This is a genomic window from Burkholderia sp. THE68 (assembly GCF_009938265.1).
In the GTDB taxonomy this organism is placed as follows: domain Bacteria; phylum Pseudomonadota; class Gammaproteobacteria; order Burkholderiales; family Burkholderiaceae; genus Caballeronia.
Genome location: NZ_AP022315.1, coordinates 1,838,915 through 1,854,936, shown reverse-complemented (window position 1 = coordinate 1,854,936; position 16,022 = coordinate 1,838,915). Strand labels below are relative to the sequence as shown.

Annotated in this window: 15 protein-coding genes; 12 read left to right on the top strand and 3 right to left on the bottom strand. The window is 64.7% G+C overall.

From position 1 onward, the window contains the following. Window positions 1–22 precede the first annotated feature (22 nt). The 3 genes from BTHE68_RS08760 (at window position 23) to BTHE68_RS08750 (ending at window position 2,353) form a co-directional block, all read left to right on the top strand. The gene (locus BTHE68_RS08760; protein WP_162065996.1) at window positions 23–1,375 is read left to right on the top strand and encodes a cytochrome-c peroxidase; all 1,353 of its coding nucleotides are present in this window, start codon (window positions 23–25) and stop codon (window positions 1,373–1,375) included. A 110-nt stretch (window positions 1,376–1,485) separates the two neighbouring features. Beyond that, on the top strand, window positions 1,486–1,884 hold the full coding sequence (locus BTHE68_RS08755; protein ID WP_162065995.1) for an RT0821/Lpp0805 family surface protein: 399 nt from the start codon (window positions 1,486–1,488) through the stop codon (window positions 1,882–1,884). 19 nt (window positions 1,885–1,903) lie between these two features. After that, a complete protein-coding gene (locus tag BTHE68_RS08750) occupies window positions 1,904–2,353 on the top strand; it encodes an NUDIX hydrolase (RefSeq protein ID WP_162065994.1) in 450 nt (149 codons plus the stop codon). A gap of 617 nt (window positions 2,354–2,970) precedes the next feature. Here BTHE68_RS08750 and BTHE68_RS08745 read toward each other — a convergent pair. Further along, window positions 2,971–3,942, bottom strand: a complete 972-nt coding sequence (locus BTHE68_RS08745; RefSeq protein ID WP_162065993.1) for a transporter substrate-binding domain-containing protein — start codon at window positions 3,940–3,942, stop codon at window positions 2,971–2,973. Window positions 3,943–3,995: 53 nt separating this feature from the next. Further along, complete coding sequence (locus BTHE68_RS08740) at window positions 3,996–5,705, bottom strand: glutamine--tRNA ligase/YqeY domain fusion protein (RefSeq protein WP_162065992.1); 1,710 nt, start codon at window positions 5,703–5,705, stop codon at window positions 3,996–3,998. Between the two features lie 326 nt (window positions 5,706–6,031). Between BTHE68_RS08740 and BTHE68_RS08735 the strand changes: the two genes are divergently transcribed. Beyond that, window positions 6,032–6,244, top strand: a complete 213-nt coding sequence (locus BTHE68_RS08735) for a hypothetical protein (RefSeq protein ID WP_041730537.1) — start codon at window positions 6,032–6,034, stop codon at window positions 6,242–6,244. A 7-nt stretch (window positions 6,245–6,251) separates the two neighbouring features. Here BTHE68_RS08735 and BTHE68_RS08730 read toward each other — a convergent pair whose 3' ends face one another. Next, on the bottom strand, window positions 6,252–7,472 hold the full coding sequence (locus BTHE68_RS08730) for a CaiB/BaiF CoA transferase family protein (protein WP_162065991.1): 1,221 nt from the start codon (window positions 7,470–7,472) through the stop codon (window positions 6,252–6,254). Between the two features lie 202 nt (window positions 7,473–7,674). On the opposite strand from BTHE68_RS08730, the gene alaS reads away from it, so the two are divergent. The 8 genes from alaS (at window position 7,675) to BTHE68_RS08685 (ending at window position 15,877) form a co-directional block, all read left to right on the top strand. Beyond that, window positions 7,675–10,299, top strand: a complete 2,625-nt coding sequence (gene alaS, locus BTHE68_RS08725) for an alanine--tRNA ligase (protein WP_162065990.1) — start codon at window positions 7,675–7,677, stop codon at window positions 10,297–10,299. A gap of 123 nt (window positions 10,300–10,422) precedes the next feature. After that, window positions 10,423–10,659, top strand: a complete 237-nt coding sequence (locus BTHE68_RS08720; RefSeq protein WP_162065989.1) for a hypothetical protein — start codon at window positions 10,423–10,425, stop codon at window positions 10,657–10,659. Window positions 10,660–10,807: 148 nt separating this feature from the next. Then, window positions 10,808–11,842: a threonine aldolase family protein gene (locus tag BTHE68_RS08715; protein WP_162066835.1), complete on the top strand. Its 1,035-nt coding sequence runs from the start codon at window positions 10,808–10,810 to the stop codon at window positions 11,840–11,842. Window positions 11,843–11,983: 141 nt separating this feature from the next. Further along, window positions 11,984–12,421, top strand: a complete 438-nt coding sequence (locus tag BTHE68_RS08705) for an acyl-CoA thioesterase (RefSeq protein ID WP_162065988.1) — start codon at window positions 11,984–11,986, stop codon at window positions 12,419–12,421. Between the two features lie 70 nt (window positions 12,422–12,491). Continuing rightward, on the top strand, window positions 12,492–13,373 hold the full coding sequence (locus BTHE68_RS08700; RefSeq protein ID WP_232077934.1) for a branched-chain amino acid ABC transporter permease: 882 nt from the start codon (window positions 12,492–12,494) through the stop codon (window positions 13,371–13,373). Beyond that, the gene (locus BTHE68_RS08695; protein WP_162065986.1) at window positions 13,366–14,445 is read left to right on the top strand and encodes a branched-chain amino acid ABC transporter permease; all 1,080 of its coding nucleotides are present in this window, start codon (window positions 13,366–13,368) and stop codon (window positions 14,443–14,445) included. Before BTHE68_RS08700 ends, BTHE68_RS08695 begins: the two co-directional genes overlap by 8 nt. Beyond that, entirely contained in the window at window positions 14,442–15,182 is a 741-nt protein-coding gene (locus BTHE68_RS08690; protein WP_162065985.1) for an ABC transporter ATP-binding protein, read from the top strand. Before BTHE68_RS08695 ends, BTHE68_RS08690 begins: the two co-directional genes overlap by 4 nt. After that, window positions 15,179–15,877 carry an ABC transporter ATP-binding protein gene (locus tag BTHE68_RS08685; protein WP_162065984.1) on the top strand — a complete coding sequence of 233 codons (699 nt, stop codon included), beginning with the start codon at window positions 15,179–15,181 and terminating at the stop codon, window positions 15,875–15,877. Before BTHE68_RS08690 ends, BTHE68_RS08685 begins: the two co-directional genes overlap by 4 nt. Window positions 15,878–16,022: the final 145 nt, after the last annotated feature.

Genomic DNA, 16,022 nt, shown 5'->3' with positions numbered 1-16,022 from the left:
TCAATTCCGATGCCCCACGTCCATGTCTTCGATGCGTCCGTCGTTCGTCCTGCGCACTCTCGCGCTCACTGCGTTCACTGCGTTCATCGCAATATCCGCTGCGATGAGCGGCTGCGATTCCCATGCGGCGGCCACGAACGCGAGCACGCCGGCGCAGGCGCCCGCCGCGCCGCAGGCCCAGTCGCGCGCGGCCGTGTTCGCGCATGTGAAGCAGATGACGTCGCTCGGCGAGAAGCTGTTCTTCGATCCGTCGCTGTCGGGTTCGGGCAAGCTCGCGTGCGCGTCGTGTCATAGCCCGGGCCACGCGTTCGGTCCGCCCAACGCGCTGTCCGTGCAACTCGGCGGCAACGACATGCATCAGCCGGGCTTTCGCGCGGTGCCTTCGCTCAGGTACCTGCAGTCGGTGCCGGCGTTCACGCGCCACTTCCATGATTCCGACGACGAAGGCGACGAAAGCGTCGATGCCGGCCCGACCGGTGGCCTGACGTGGGATGGCCGCGTCGATCACGGATCGGACCAGGCGCGCATTCCGCTGCTGTCGTCGTTCGAGATGGGCAGCACGCCCGCCAAGGTCGCGGCGGCGGTGAAGGCGTCGCCCTATGCCGACGATTTCCGCAAGGCATTCGGCGACCATGTCTTCGACAGCGACGAGCGTGCGTTCGCGTCGGTGCTGGAGTCGCTCGAAGCGTTCGAGCAGACGCCTGCCAAGTTCTATCCGTACACCAGCAAGTTCGACGCGTTCCTCGCGGGCCGCGTCAGACTCAACGACGCCGAGATGCATGGCCTTCAGCTCTTCAACGACGAGAACAAGGGCAATTGCGCGTCGTGCCACATCAGCCAGCGCGCGAAGGACGGCTCGCCGCCGCAGTTCAGCGACTTCGGCCTGATCGCACTCGGCGTGCCGCGCAACCGCGCGTTGCCGATCAACCAGAACCCGCATTTCCATGATCTCGGCGCATGCGGTCCGGAGCGGCGCGACCTGAAGGGCCAGGACGAGTACTGCGGCATCTTCCGCACGCCTTCGCTGCGCAACGTCGCGACGCGCAAGACCTTCTTCCACAACGGCATCTATCACAAGCTGGAAGACGTGGTGCGCTTCTATGTCGAGCGCGACACCAATCCGGAGAAGTTCTATCCGGTCTCGAAGAAAGGCGTCGTCGACAAGTTCGACGATCTGCCGAAGCGCTACTGGGCGAACATCAATACCGATCCGCCGTTCGATCGCAAGAAGGGCGACAAGCCCGCGCTCGACGAGGCCGAGATCAGGGACGTCGTCGCGTTTCTCGATACGCTCACGGACGGCTACGATCCGGCCAAGGACAAGGACGCGCAAAAGGGCACCGGCATCAACCAGATGACGTCGACGGCAAACTGAGATGGTGCGGGCTGCGACGCCCGCGCATCATGCTATTCTCGTTGCACCCGATGGCCGGCTCTGCGCGCGAGGCCACGGGCGGACATACCATCGCAACGAGGAGAATCTCCATGCCGATTCGAGATCGAGCGTTCGCTCACGCCTGCATCCGGACGATCGCGGCTGCCGCGCTCGTCGCCGTGAGCGCGGCCGCTTCCGCCGCCAATCTCGGCTTTCTGAACAACACGCCGATCAGCTACATGAAGCAGCGTGATTTGCAGGCGCTCAACAACGCCGCGCAGGTCGCGCTCAATACGAAGAAGGACGGCGAATCGCTCGACTGGGACAACAAGGGCGCCGGCAACACGGTGCCGATCAACGGCACGGTGACGCCGCAAAACAGCTTCGAGTCGGACGGGCTCAAGTGCCGCAAGATCACGATCGTCGCGGAGGCGAAAGGGCAGACGCAGACCTGGACGCCGGTCGCCTGCAAGGCGAGCGACGGCAAGTGGAAGCTCAAGAAGCAGTGATGAACGGGGAACGCAATCGATGACCGGCCGCAGCGTATCGTGCGGCGTGGTCATCCTGAACGCGCAGGGTGACGTGCTGCTGTGCCACGCGACTGAAACCACGCACTGGGACGTGCCCAAGGGCGCCGCCGATCCTGGCGAGAGTCCGCGCGAGGCGGCGTTGCGCGAGCTTGTCGAGGAGACGGGCATCGTGTTGGCCGCCGAGCGGCTCAAGGATCTGGGGCGCTTTGTTTATCGTCGCGACAAGGATTTGCATCTTTTCGCGGTGCGCGTGAGCGAGCAGGAAGTGCAGCTCGAAGACTGCGTGTGTGAGTCGTACTTCCCGCGCTATAGCGATGGCACGATGATTCCGGAGATGGATGCGTACCGCTGGGTCAGTCCGGCGGAAGTCGATGCATTCGCGAGCCGCAGTCTCGCGCGGCTGTTTCAGACCACGTTGTCGCTTGCGGAGCTGCACGAGGCGCTTTAGGTTTGTCGCCGGATCCCGTTGGCGTGTTGGTTTATTGGCGTTGCTCCTGTGCGGGGCGGCAGTCACTTTCTTTGCTGCTGTGCAAAGAAAGTAACCAAAGAAACAGCTTGTCCCATCCGGAACGCCTCACACCGGCCGCGGCACAGGCGAACACATAGGGCACGGCAGTAGCGAGTGCTATCGTAGGCCATACCCGGCGGGGACCGCGCACGGTCTGACTCATCGCGCCGCGCAACGGACTGGTTCAGCACAAAACGGCTCCGGCCTGCTTCGCGGCCGACCGGTCAATCGGGGATGCGCGTGCGTCCCGATGGTTTTCCTTGCAACCCCGACGGCAGCGCGTAGCGCTGTGCCGAAGCTCTTTCGTGCTGAACCGGCGCCCTAAAAGTTATGCTTGTCAGACCGTGCGCGGTCCAAGCCCGGTTAGGACTATGAGGGCACTTGCTACTGCGCCCACGAACAACGAGAGTAGTGGTCAAATTGCGTATGACCGCGGGCGTCTCGAGCTGCTTTCTTTGGTTACTTTCTTTGCAGCAGCAAAGAAAGTGACTGCCGCCCCGCACAGGGGCAACGCTAACCAACCAACACGCTAACGGGATCCGGCGAAACCCCCAAAATCAGTCAACCGTCCGATCGTTGGGATTGGCGAAAAGCGCCTTCATTTCCGCCGACATCGGGAATTGCAGGTTCATGCCATCGGGGGGAATCGGCCGCATGAACCAGGTGTCGTAGAGCTTCTTGGCCTCGCCCGAGCGCTGCATATTGGCAATCACATCGTCGACGATGCGCTTGAACACCGGGTCGCCCTTTCTCATCATGCAGCCGTACGCTTCGTTCGCAAGCGAAGCGCCCGTCACCACGTATTCGTTGCGCGCGGCGCCTTCCTGCGCGATCTTGCCGTAGAGAAGCGGGTCGTCCATCACGAAGGCCACCGCGCGATCCGACTTCAGCGCGGCGAACGCTTCCGCGTGATCGCGCGCGCTGATGATGCGCAGGTTCAGGTTCTTGTCGATGCTCATCTGCCGCAACATGCGCTCGTCCGACGTGCCCGCCGTCGTCGCGACTGTCTTGTTCGCGAGGTCGGCGTAATCGCGGATGCCGGACTTCTTCTTCACGGCCATGCGGATGCCGTACTGAAAGAAGCTGTTCGAGAACGCGACGAGCGGATCGCGCTCCGCCACGTGCGCGGTCGAGCCGCATTCCAGATCGACCTGATTGTTCACGACATACGAGATGCGGTTCGCCGACGTGACCTGCACGTTCTTCACCGCGAGATTCGGCATGTTGAGGCGCTTCTTGACTTCGTCGACGACTTTCAGCGCGATGTCGTACGAGTAGCCGACCGGCTGCTGCTTCACCGAGTACGAGAACGGCACCGACGATTCGCGCGTGCCCAGCACGATCGCGCCGTTCTCGGCGATCTTGCGCAGCGTCGCGGAAGGCGGCATCTGATCGACGGCGGCCTGCGCCGTGGCGAGCTCGGCGGCGTTGGCCGCATGCGCGCCGGCGGACGCGAGCGCGAGGCAGGCGGCGAGGGCGGCGCTTCGTTGCATCCGTGAGCGGTGCGCGATGGAATGCGGCGGCTTCATGATGTCCTCGTTAGAAGCGCGATCTACTGCCGCGCCGCGTACCCGATACGATGTCAGGCCGGTTTGCCCCAGCTGTCGCGCAGGCTGACGATGCGATTGAACACGGGCTTGCCCGGTTGCGAATCGACCCGGTCCGCGACGAAATAGCCGTGGCGCTCGAACTGGAAGCGGTCTTCGGCGTTCGCGTCGCGCGCGCTCGGCTCGAGATACGCGTTCACGACGCGCTTCGAATCCGGGTTCAGCGCATCGAGGAATTCCGCGCCGCCCGCGCCGGGCTGCGGCTCCTTGAAGAGACGGTCGTAGAGGCGCACTTCGGCCGCATACGCGGTCGCCGCGCTGACCCAGTGAATCGTGCCCTTCACCTTGTAGTTGTTCGCGCCTTCGGTGCCCGACTTGCTATCCGGGAAGTAATTGCAGTGCACGGCGATCACGTTGCCGTTTTCGTCCTTGTCCGCGCCCGTGCATTCCACGATGAAGCCGTATTTCAGACGCACCTTGTTGCCCGGGAAGAGACGGAAATAGCCCTTCGGCGGCGTTTCCTGAAAGTCCTCGCGCTCGATCCACAGTTCACGCGAGAACGGGAACGCGCGCACGCCGCGATCCGGATGATGAGGATGCACCGGCGCGCTGCACGGCTCGCTCTGTCCTTCCGGATAGTTGTCGATGATGAGCTTCAACGGATCGAGCACCGCGATCGCGCGCGGGGCTTTCTCGTCGAGATCATCGCGCAGTGCGCCTTCGAGCACGCTCATGTCGATCCACGAATCGACCTTCGTGACGCCGACACGCTCGACCATCAGGCGGATGCTTTCCGGCGTGAAGCCGCGCCGGCGCACGCCGACGATGGTCGGCATGCGCGGATCGTCCCAGCCGTCGACGTGATTGTCCTGCACGAGCTGCAACAGCTTGCGCTTGCTCGTGATCGCGTACGTGAGGTTCAGGCGCGAGAATTCGATCTGCTGCGGCAGCGGACGCTCAAACACGCCGTCGTCCGCGAGCTGCGCGAGGAACCAGTCGTAGAGCGGCCGATGATCTTCGAACTCCAGCGTGCACAGCGAGTGCGTGATGTTCTCGATCGCGTCCGACACGCAGTGCGCGTAGTCGTACATCGGGTAGATGCACCACGTGTCGCCCGTGCGATAGTGATGCGCGAAGCGGATGCGGTAGATCACCGGGTCGCGCATGTTGAAGTTCGGCGAGCCCATGTCGATCTTCGCGCGCAGCACGTGCTCGCCTTCCTTGAACTCGCCCGCCTTCATGCGGCGGAAGAGGTCGAGGTTCTCTTCGGGCGTGCGCTCGCGATACGGCGAGTCGATGCCGGCTTCCGTGGCCGAGCCGCGCGTCGCGCGCATCTCTTCGGCGGTCTGACTGTCCACGTACGCCTGGCCCTTCTTGATGAGCATCTCGGCGAACTCGTACAGCTTGTCGTAGTAGTCGCTCGCGAAGTACTTGTGCTCCGCGCCGTCCTTGTTCCAGTCGAAGCCGAGCCAGGTCACGGCGTCGATGATCGAATCGACGTATTCGACGCTTTCCTTCTCGGGGTTCGTATCGTCGAAGCGCAGGTGACACACGCCGCCGTAAGCCGCGGCGAGGCCGAAGTTCACGCAGATGCTCTTCGCATGCCCGATGTGCAGATAGCCGTTCGGCTCAGGCGGGAAGCGCGTCTCTACCCGCTGCGACCATTTGCCGGAGCGGTTGTCGTCTTCGATGATGTTGCGAATGAAATTGGATGGCGCCGGAGCGTCGTTGCGATCGGTGTTCATGCGAAAGAGAGTGCCAGCGGATGCGCTCGCGCGCGTGAAACGGTTCGGGAAGCGTCCCTCGAGACCGGATCGGCTCGGAACGCGTGCGAATGACTTGAATATTGGGTCGATTCTACCTTACGCAACCATCGGAGGCAGACCGCGGCGGCGTTCGTCGCGCGATTCGCACAGCCGCCTCGTTTCGCGAGTTCCATTACACGGATTACGCGCGGCAACGCGCTTCGTAACCGCCGTAACGGGACGTAAATCGCGTTGAAAGCCGCACCGCCGCGATTTTAAGATCGGCTCGCCTGCATCGGCATCACAACAATACAAGGAAGCCCATCATGAAGAAGATCGCCATCACGACGCTCAAGTTCGCCGCCGCAGCCGCGCTCGTGTCGAGCCTCGCAGCCTGCGCGAACGTCTCGCGCCAGCAGGCGCACGCTGGCGTCGGCGCGGCTGCGGGCGGCGCGCTCGGCTATCTGGTCACCGGCGGCCCGATCGGCACCGTCGCGGGTGCGGCGGCGGGCGGGCTGATCGGCGCCGGCGTCCGTTGATATCCGCTCAGATGGCCTTCGACGCCCGCAAACGCGCGATTTTCGCGTCGTCGTAGCCGAGCACGTCGGCGAGCACGCTCGTCGTGTGCTCGCCCAATAGCGGCGGATGCGTGCGCGCTTCGGGCGGCGTCGCGCTCATCTTGATCGGGCTCGCGACGAGCTTCACGGCACCGGCCGTCGGATGCGGCAACTCGATCTGCATTTTGCGCGCGAGCACCTGCGGATCCTCGAAGACTTCGCCGAGATCGTTGATCGGGCCGCACGGCACGCCTGCGGCTTCGAGTTCAGCGATCCATTCGTGCTTGCCTTTCAACCGGACCATGTCCGCGAGAATCGGCACCAGAATGTCGCGATTGCGCACGCGCGACGGGTTTGCCGCAAAGCGCGCGTCGTCCGCGAGTTCCGCGCGTCCGCCCACTTCGACGAACTTGCGGAACTGCCCGTCGTTGCCCACCGCGACGATGATCCAGCCATCGCTCGTCTGGAAGGTCTGATACGGCACGATGTTCGGATGCGCGTTGCCCCAGCGCACCGGCGGCTTGCCGCTCGCGAGGAAATTGGTGTTCATGTTGGCGAGCATCGCGACCTGCACATCCAGCAGCGCCATGTCGATGTACTGCCCTTCGCCCGTGCGGTCACGGTGCGCGAGGGCGGTGAGCACGCCGATGGTCGCGTACATGCCGGTCATCAGGTCCGCGATCGCCACGCCCGCTTTCTGCGGTCCGCCGCCGGGCTGGCCGTCGCGCTCGCCGGTGATGCTCATGAAGCCGCCGATGCCCTGCACGATGAAATCGTAGCCCGCGCGCTGCGCGTACGGCCCCGTCTGCCCGAAACCGGTGACCGAGCAATAGACGAGGTCCGGCTTCACCGCTTTCAGCGATTCGTAGTCCAGCCCGTACTTCTTCAGTTGCCCGGCCTTGTAGTTCTCCAGCACGACATCGCTTTGCGCGGCCAGCTCGCGCACGATCTGCTGGCCTTCCGGCGTGGCGATGTCCACCGTCACCGAGCGCTTGTTGCGGTTCGCCGCGAGATAGTACGCGGCCTCGTGCGTGTCCTCGCCGCCGGGCGTCTTCAGGTACGGCGGGCCCCAGTGGCGCGTGTCGTCGCCGGTTTCGGGCCGCTCGATCTTGATGACGTCCGCGCCGAAATCGGCGAGGGTCTGCGCGCACCACGGTCCCGCCAGCACGCGGGTCAGGTCCAGCACGCGGATATGGCTCAAGGCTCCCATTCGTCGGTTCGCTCGCTCAAATTGTCTCCGGACTGCGAATGTCGCACAGAACCGCCGCTCGCGCGATACCTGAGCCGCCCGCGCGCCCGGCCGCACGCGGCGAATCCCGTATAATCGACAATCACCCTTGCCACGCCGGCCCAGACTCGTCGCGAGCCGCCCGCGGGCACCATCAAAGAACCGAAGACACGCCCCGTACGCCATGAAAGCCGCCGAAATACGCGAGAAATTCCTGAAGTTCTTCGAATCGAAGGGCCATACGATCGTCCGTTCGTCGAGCCTCGTGCCCGGCAACGATCCGACGCTGCTCTTCACCAACTCGGGCATGGTCCAGTTCAAGGACGTGTTCCTGGGCAGCGAATCGCGTCCGTACTCGCGCGCGACCACCGCACAGCGCAGCGTGCGCGCGGGCGGCAAGCACAACGATCTGGAGAACGTCGGCTACACCGCGCGCCATCACACGTTCTTCGAGATGCTCGGCAACTTCTCGTTCGGCGATTACTTCAAGCGCGACGCGATCCACTATTGCTGGGAACTGCTGACCAAGGTGTACAACCTGCCGGCAGAAAAGCTCACGGTCACCGTCTACAAGGAAGACGACGAAGCCTTCGACATCTGGGCCAAGGAAATCGGCGTGCCGGTCGAGCGTATCATCCGCATCGGCGACAACAAGGGCGCGCGTTACGCGTCGGACAATTTCTGGCAGATGGCCGACACCGGCCCTTGCGGCCCATGCTCGGAAGTGTTCTACGATCACGGCCCGGAAATCTGGGGCGGCCCGCCGGGATCTCCTGAGGAAGACGGTGACCGCTTCATCGAGATCTGGAATCTCGTGTTCATGCAGTTCAACCGCGACGCCCAAGGCAACATGACGCCGCTGCCCAAGCAGTGCGTCGATACCGGCATGGGCCTCGAACGTCTCGCCGCCGTGCTGCAGCACGTCCACAGCAACTACGAGATCGATCTGTTCCAGACGCTCATCAAGGCTGCGGGTCGCGAAACGAATACCGCCGATCTGGAAAACAACTCGCTGAAGGTGATCGCCGATCACATCCGCGCGTGCTCGTTCCTGATCGTCGATGGCGTGATCCCCGGCAACGAAGGCCGCGGCTACGTGCTGCGCCGCATCGTGCGCCGCGCGATCCGTCACGGCTACAAGCTCGGCAAGAAGGGCGCGTTCTTCCACAAGCTGGTGGCGGATCTCGTCGCGGAAATGGGCGCGGCGTATCCGGAACTCACGGATGCCCAGCAACGCGTGACTGACGTGCTGCGTCAGGAAGAAGAGCGCTTCTTCGAGACCATCGAACACGGCATGTCGATTCTCGAAGGCGAACTCGCGGATCTGGAAAAGAAGAACGTCAAGCAACTGGACGGCGAACTCGCGTTCAAGCTGCACGACACCTACGGCTTCCCGCTCGATCTCACGGCGGACGTGTGCCGCGAGCGCGGCGTGACCGTCGACGAACCCGCCTTCGACGACGCGATGGCGCGTCAGCGCGATCAGGCGCGCGCGGCGGGCAAGTTCAAGATCGCGGCGGGCCTCGAATACTCGGGCGCGAAGTCGACTTTCCACGGCTACGAGAAGGAAATCTTCGACGACGCGAAAATCCTCGCGCTGTATGTCGAAGGCGCATCGGTGAAGGAAGCGAAGGACGGCCAGCAGGCGGTCGTCGTGCTCGATCACACGCCGTTCTATGCGGAATCGGGTGGTCAGGTCGGCGATCAGGGCGTGCTCGCGAACGCGAACGTGCGCTTCGCCGTCGCGGATACGCTGAAGGTGCAGGCCGATGTCGTCGGTCATCACGGCACGGTCGAGCAGGGCACGCTCAAGGTCGGCGATGTCGTGAAGGCGGAAATCGACGCCATTCGCCGCGCCCGCACCGCGCGCAATCACTCGGCCACGCATTTGATGCACAAGGCGCTGCGCGAAGTGCTCGGCGGCCACGTGCAACAGAAAGGCTCGCTCGTCGATGCCGACAAGACGCGCTTCGACTTCGCCCACAACGCACCGATGACGGATGACGACATCCGCCGCGTCGAGCAGATCGTGAACAACGAGATCATCGCGAATGCGCCGGGCGTCGTGCGCGTGATGTCTTACGACGATGCGGTGAAGGGCGGCGCGATGGCGCTGTTCGGCGAGAAGTACGGCGACACCGTGCGCGTGCTCGATCTGGGCTTTTCGCGCGAGCTGTGCGGCGGCACGCACGTGCAGCGCACCGGCGATATCGGCTTCTTCAAGATCGTGATGGAAGGCGGCGTCGCGGCGGGCATTCGCCGCGTCGAAGCGATCACCGGCGACAACGCCGTGCGTTACGTGCAGGAGCTGGATCAACGCATCAACGCGGCGGCGGGCGTGCTGAAGGCGCAGCCTTCGGAACTCACGCAGCGTATCGCGCAGGTTCAGGAGCATGTGAAGTCGCTGGAGAAGGAACTCGGCGCGTTGAAGTCGAAGCTCGCTGCGAGCCAGGGCGATGAACTCGTGTCGCAAGCCGTCGATGTGTCCGGCGTGCAAGTGCTCGCCGCGCAACTGGAAGGCGCGGACGTGAAGACGCTGCGCGAGACCGTCGACAAGCTGAAGGACAAGCTCAAGAGCGCGGCGATCGTGCTCGCCTCGGTGGACGGCGGCAAGGTCAGCCTGATCGCCGGCGTCACGGCGGATGCGTCGAAGAAGGTGAAGGCGGGCGAGCTCGTCAACTTCGTCGCGCAGCAGGTCGGCGGCAAGGGCGGCGGTCGCCCGGACATGGCGCAGGCGGGCGGCACCGAGCCGGCCAATCTGCCGGCCGCGCTCGCGGGCGTGACGGGCTGGGTTCAGCAGCAGCTTTAATCGTTCGTTCGTCCTTCGAGGAAACGGCTCGATCTCTTCGGATCGGGCCGTTTTTCTTTACAGCCTGTCAGGCACACCGCGTGCAACGCTCCCAGCATTTCAACCAGAAAGGGGAGATGCATCATGAATCGCAAAATCGCAATGATCGTACTGACTTCGGCGATGCTCGCCGCGACCGGCGTCGCGCAGGCGAAGGGCTGCATCGAGGGCGCGGCGGTCGGCGGCGTGGCGGGGCACGTTGCGGGCAAGCACGGCACGGCGGGCGCGGTGGGCGGCTGCGCGATCGGCCATCACGAAGCCAGCAAGAAGGACAAGAAGGCGCAACAGGCCAACGCGGCGAGCGCGCCTGACAGCAAGTAGTCGTTCGGGCGGGCCGGCGACGCCACCACGCGCGCCGGTCCGAGCCGCTAGAATGGCCGGATTGCCGGCCGCGCGGCGCTACACCGTCGCGCGCGCCTCGTTCACGACAGGCCATCACAGCGATCCCATGACAGCGCCCACGGACCCGATCCAGCACTTCGCCTCCGACAACTACGCAGGCATCTGCCCTGAAGCGCTGCAAGCGCTCATCAACTCCAACACGAGCGGCCACGAACCCGCTTACGGCGATGATTCGTGGACCGCGCAAGTCTGCGACCGCATCCGCGATCTGTTCCAGACCGATTGCGAAGTCTTCTTCGTCTTCAACGGCACGGCCGCGAATTCGCTCGCGCTCGCCTCGCTTTGCCAGTCGTATCACTCGGTGATCTGCCACGAACTCGCGCATATCGAAACCGATGAATGCGGCGGCCCCGAATTCTTCTCCGGCGGCTCGAAACTGCTCACTGCGAAGGGCGAGAACGGCAAGCTCACGCCCGACGCCATCGAGGAACTCGTCACGAAGCGCGCGGACATCCACTATCCGAAGCCGAAGGTCGTCGCGCTCACACAGGCGACGGAAGTCGGCACCGTGTACACCGTCGAGGAAATTCGCGCGATCGCGGCGGTCGCCAAACGCCGGCATCTGAAAGTGCACATGGATGGCGCGCGTTTCGCCAACGCGGTCGCGACACTGAACGTGCATCCGTCGGAGATCACGTGGCGCGCGGGCGTCGACGTGCTGTGCTTCGGCGGCACGAAAAACGGCTTGCCGGTGGGCGAGGCGGTCGTGTTTTTCGACAAGGCGCTCGCCGCCGATTTCGCGTATCGCCTGAAGCAGGCGGGGCAGCTCGCATCGAAGATGCGCTTCATCTCCGCGCCGTGGCTCGGCCTGCTCGACAACGACGTGTGGCTGCGCAACGCGCGCCACGCCAACGCGATGGCGCGGCTGATGGCCGAACGCCTCGTCGGGATTCCCGGCGTGAGTCTGCTTTTCAAGCCCGAATCGAACGCGGTATTCGCCGAGCTGCCGGCGCACGTCGCGGCGGCGCTGCGCGCGAAGGGCTGGCGCTTCTACCAGTTCATCGGCTCGGGCGGCTGCCGTCTGATGTGCGCGTGGGACACGAAGCAGGAAACCGTCGAGCGCTTCACCGACGAGGTGCGCGCGCTTTGCGAACCGCGCTGAACCCCGATTGACACGCTCGCCGCGCCGCTCCTAACATGCCCGCACACCTTCCAAGGCGCGCTCGCGGATCATTGCCACAAGACGAATCCGCGCGAGGCGAGCGCGGAGGATTATCGGCGCATGCTGACGGAGTCGCTCTGAATGACCAAACCCGTACCCACGCGGCGCGCGGACTACGCGCACTTTCTCGCGATCAGCACGCGCTGGTCGGACAACGACGTGTATGGGCACATCAACAACGTCGTCTATTACAGCTATTTCGACACGGTCGTGAACGAGTATCTGCTGCGCGCGGGCGTGCTCGATTTCAATGAGGGTGAAACCATCGGCCTCGTCGTCGAGACGCGCTGCAATTTCTTTGCGCCGGTCGTGTTTCCCGAACCGATCGAGGCGGGTTTGCGCGTCGAGAAGCTCGGCAACACGAGCGTGCGCTATGAAGTGGCGATCTTCACGCAAGGCTCGGACGTCGCCGCCGCGCAAGGGCATTTCGTGCATGTCTACGTGGATCGCGTGACGCGCAGGCCAGTGCCGCTGCCCGCGCCGCTCGTCGATGCGCTGAAGCCGCTCATCACCGGCTGAGGGTCGCGTCTTGCTCCAGTGGTTCTGCGTGAGTCTGCTCAACGCCGTGAGCGTGGGATTGCTGCTCTTCATGTTGTCGGCGGGCCTGACGCTGATTTTCTCGATGCTCGGCGTGCTCAACTTCGCGCACGCGAGTTTCTATATGCTCGGCGCGTACGTCGGGCAGGCGCTCGCCGCGCATGGCGGATTCTGGTTTGCGTTGATCGTCGCGCCGGTGGTCGTCGGCATCGTGGGCGCGTTGTTCGAGCGATGCTTGCTGAGACGCGTGCATGCGCGCGGCGCGCTCGCGGAGATGCTGCTCACGTTCGGCGCGGCCATCGTGATCGGCGAGGGCGTGAAACTCTTCTGGGGACTCGGGCCGTTGCCCGCGACGATTCCACGCGTGCTCGACGGTCCGCTCTTCACGCTGTACGGCGCGTCGTTCGCCCGCTATCGCGTGTTCATGATGTCGATCGCCATCCTTATGCTCGGCGCGCTCTGGCTCGTCTTGCGCACATCGAAAACGGGCCTCGTCGTGCGCGCGGCGCTCACGCATCCCGCTACCGTCGAAACGCTCGGCCATGACGTGCCGCGCGTATTCACGACCGTCTTCGGCGTCGGGACCGCGCTCGCCGCGCTCGGTGGCGTGATCGGCGCGCCGCTCGCCGTCATCGAACCCGCGATGGCCGATGCGATGGGCCCGATCGTGTTCGTCGTCGTCGTGATCGGCGGGCTCGGGTCGCTGGGCGGTGCGCTCGTCGCGTCGCTTCTGATCGGTTGCGTGCAGACCTTCGCGGTGGGAGCGAGCGCGTCGGCGGGCAGCATCGCCGCAGCGTTCGGCGTGACGCTGCCGCTCGCGTGGAGCGCGCTGACGGTTGCGCAACTCGCGCCCGTGCTGCCCTATCTCGTGCTCGTCGCGATGCTGGCCGCGCGTCCACGCGGGCTTTTCGGCGAGCGCACGCGCGATGCCTAGATTTCTCGCGCTCATTGCCGCGCTCGCGCTGCCGCCGCTCTTCTCCGATCAATCGTGGTTGCTCGCGTACTTCGCGCAGACCGCGACGCTCATTGTGTTCGCGCTCTCCTACAACTTGTTGCTCGGCGAAACCGGTTTGCTCTCGTTCGGCCACGCCGTGTATTCGGGTCTCGGCGCATTCGCCGCAGCGCATGCGTTCAATCGCTTCGGCGTGCCGTTGCCGCTGTTGCCATTGATCGGCGGATTCGTCGCGATGTTGGCTGCCATCGTCTTCGGCGCGATCTCGACGCAGCGCGCGAGCACGTCGTTCGCGATGATCACGCTCGGCATCGGCGAACTGGTCGCCGCGTGCGTGTGGCTCGTGCCCGGCTGGTTCGGCGGCGAGGGCGGCGTGGCGATCGATCGCGCGAGCGGACCTCCGCTCTTCGCGTGGACCTTCGGGCCCTTGCGCGAGGCTTATGTGCTGATCGCGTGCTGGTGTGTCGCATCGGCGCTCGCGATGTTCGCCTTCTCGCGCACGCCGATGTGCCGCCTCGCCAACGCCGTGCGCGACAATCCCGCGCGCGCCGCGTCGATCGGCTTCGCGCCGCGTCGCGTGCGCTTCACGATGCTCGTCGTGTCGGCGTTCTTCGCGGGCATCGCGGGCGTGCTGGCGCTGATCAACGTCGAACTGGTGTCGTCGGAAAGCGTGGGGCTGGCGCGTTCGACGAGCGTGCTCGTCGCGACGGTGATCGGCGGCGCGGGGACATTCTTCGGACCGATGATCGGCGCGGTGCTGCTGACGTTCTTCAGCGTTGCGGTGGCGAGCGTGAGCGCCGCGTGGCCGATGTATCTCGGGCTCTTTTTCATGTGGGTCGTGATCGCCGCGCCGCAAGGCGTCGCGGGTTTGCTTCGACGCGATATGCGAACGCTCTGCATCGGCGCGTTCAGCGCGATGGTCTGGAGCGTCACGGTCGTCGTGTCGGTCGAAGCGCTCTATGCCGGACGAAGCGATGCGCGTGCGTGGCTCATCGCCGTGCCGTGCGCGTTGCTGGGCCTGTGGCTCGCGCGAAGCACGAGGACCGCGCGATGAACGCCGCGCTCGAACTGCACGGCATCGTCAAACGCTTCGGCGCGACGCGCGTGTTGCGGGGCGTCGATCTGCACGTCGCGCAGGGCGAGCGGCACGCGCTCATCGGTCCGAACGGCGCGGGCAAGTCCACGCTCTTCGATCTGATCTCGGGGCGCGCGCGGCCGGATGACGGACGCATCGTCGCAAACGGAATAGATATCACGGGCAGGGCGCCGCAGCGCGTCTCCCGCTCGCTTGCGCGCAGCTTCCAGACGACGAGCGTATTCGGCGGACTATCCGTGATCGATAACCTGCGCTGCGCGGCACTGGGTGCAACTTCGTCGCGCCTCATCGACCGATGGCTGCCGTCGCGACGAATCGACGAACGCGCGCACGCGATGCTCGTTGCCATCGGGCTTGCCTCGCGCGCGGATGAACCCGCCGCGCGCCTGACCTATGCGGAGCAGCGCGCGCTCGATCTCGGCATCGCGCTCGCCACCGATGCGCCGCTGATCCTGCTCGACGAACCCACCGCCGGCATGAATCGCGCGGAGGCGACGCGCGCGCTCGCGTTGATCCGCGCGACGACGCAAGGTCGCACGCTGCTGGTGATCGAGCATGACATGGATGCCGTATTCGATCTCACGGACCGCATTTCGGTGCTCGTGCAAGGACGCGTGATCGCCACCGATGCGCCCGCCGCGATCCGTGCGAATCGGGACGTGCGGGAAGCGTATCTCGGCGGGGCGGCGTCATGAGCGCGCAACTGCGGATCGAGGATTTGCGTGCGTGGTATGGCGCGGCGCAGGTGCTGCATGGCGTGAATCTTTGCATCGGCGAAGGCGAAGCGGTTGCGCTCGTCGGGCGCAATGGCTCGGGACGATCGACGCTCGCGAAGGCCATCATGGGCCTCGTGCGGTGCGCGGGCGAGATGCGCTATCGGGATGTCGCGCTCGTTGGTTTGCGGCCGCATCGCATCGCGCGGTTGGGGATCGGCTATGTGCCTGAAACGCGTGACGTGTTTCCCGCGCTCACGGTGCGAGAAAACCTGGTGCTCGGTGAGAGAAAGGGCTCGCGCTTTTCGCTGCGCGATGCGTATCGATTGTTTCCCGTGCTCGAAGAACGCGCGTCGGTGAAAGCGGGTGCGCTGTCGGGCGGCGAGCAGCAGATGCTCGCGCTTGCGCGCACGCTGGCGGGCGATCCGTCGCTCGTCGTCATCGACGAACCCGGCGAGGGGCTCGCGCCACAAGTGCTTGCGCAAGTCGCCGCGTGTCTCGCGACGCTGCGCGAACGCGGCGTCGCGATGCTGCTGATCGAAGAGCGTTTGACGATCGCGCGCACGCTCGATGCGCGCGTCGCGGTGATGGGGCACGGGGCGATTCAGTTCGATGGGGCGATGGAGGCGCTCGCGACGGACGAGCGCGTCATGCGTGATTGGCTTTCGATAGGTTAGAGCGTGTTATGTATCTTGTCGCCGGATCCCGTTAGGGTGTCGGTTTATTAGCGTTGCCCCTGTGCGGGGCGGCAGTCACTTTCTTTGCTGCTGCAAAGAAAGTAACCAAAGAAACAGCTATCCCCATCCAAAGTACTTCACGCCG

Coding starts and splice junctions, on each gene's coding strand:
- BTHE68_RS08760 (WP_162065996.1), top strand. CDS start 23: ATGTCTTCGATGCGTCCGTCGTTCGTCCTGCGCACTCTCGCGCTCACT.
- BTHE68_RS08755 (WP_162065995.1), top strand. CDS start 1,486: ATGCCGATTCGAGATCGAGCGTTCGCTCACGCCTGCATCCGGACGATC.
- BTHE68_RS08750 (WP_162065994.1), top strand. CDS start 1,904: ATGACCGGCCGCAGCGTATCGTGCGGCGTGGTCATCCTGAACGCGCAG.
- BTHE68_RS08745 (WP_162065993.1), bottom strand. CDS start 3,942: ATGAAGCCGCCGCATTCCATCGCGCACCGCTCACGGATGCAACGAAGC.
- BTHE68_RS08740 (WP_162065992.1), bottom strand. CDS start 5,705: ATGAACACCGATCGCAACGACGCTCCGGCGCCATCCAATTTCATTCGC.
- BTHE68_RS08735 (WP_041730537.1), top strand. CDS start 6,032: ATGAAGAAGATCGCCATCACGACGCTCAAGTTCGCCGCCGCAGCCGCG.
- BTHE68_RS08730 (WP_162065991.1), bottom strand. CDS start 7,472: ATGGGAGCCTTGAGCCATATCCGCGTGCTGGACCTGACCCGCGTGCTG.
- alaS (WP_162065990.1), top strand. CDS start 7,675: ATGAAAGCCGCCGAAATACGCGAGAAATTCCTGAAGTTCTTCGAATCG.
- BTHE68_RS08720 (WP_162065989.1), top strand. CDS start 10,423: ATGAATCGCAAAATCGCAATGATCGTACTGACTTCGGCGATGCTCGCC.
- BTHE68_RS08705 (WP_162065988.1), top strand. CDS start 11,984: ATGACCAAACCCGTACCCACGCGGCGCGCGGACTACGCGCACTTTCTC.
- BTHE68_RS08700 (WP_232077934.1), top strand. CDS start 12,492: ATGTTGTCGGCGGGCCTGACGCTGATTTTCTCGATGCTCGGCGTGCTC.
- BTHE68_RS08695 (WP_162065986.1), top strand. CDS start 13,366: ATGCCTAGATTTCTCGCGCTCATTGCCGCGCTCGCGCTGCCGCCGCTC.
- BTHE68_RS08690 (WP_162065985.1), top strand. CDS start 14,442: ATGAACGCCGCGCTCGAACTGCACGGCATCGTCAAACGCTTCGGCGCG.
- BTHE68_RS08685 (WP_162065984.1), top strand. CDS start 15,179: ATGAGCGCGCAACTGCGGATCGAGGATTTGCGTGCGTGGTATGGCGCG.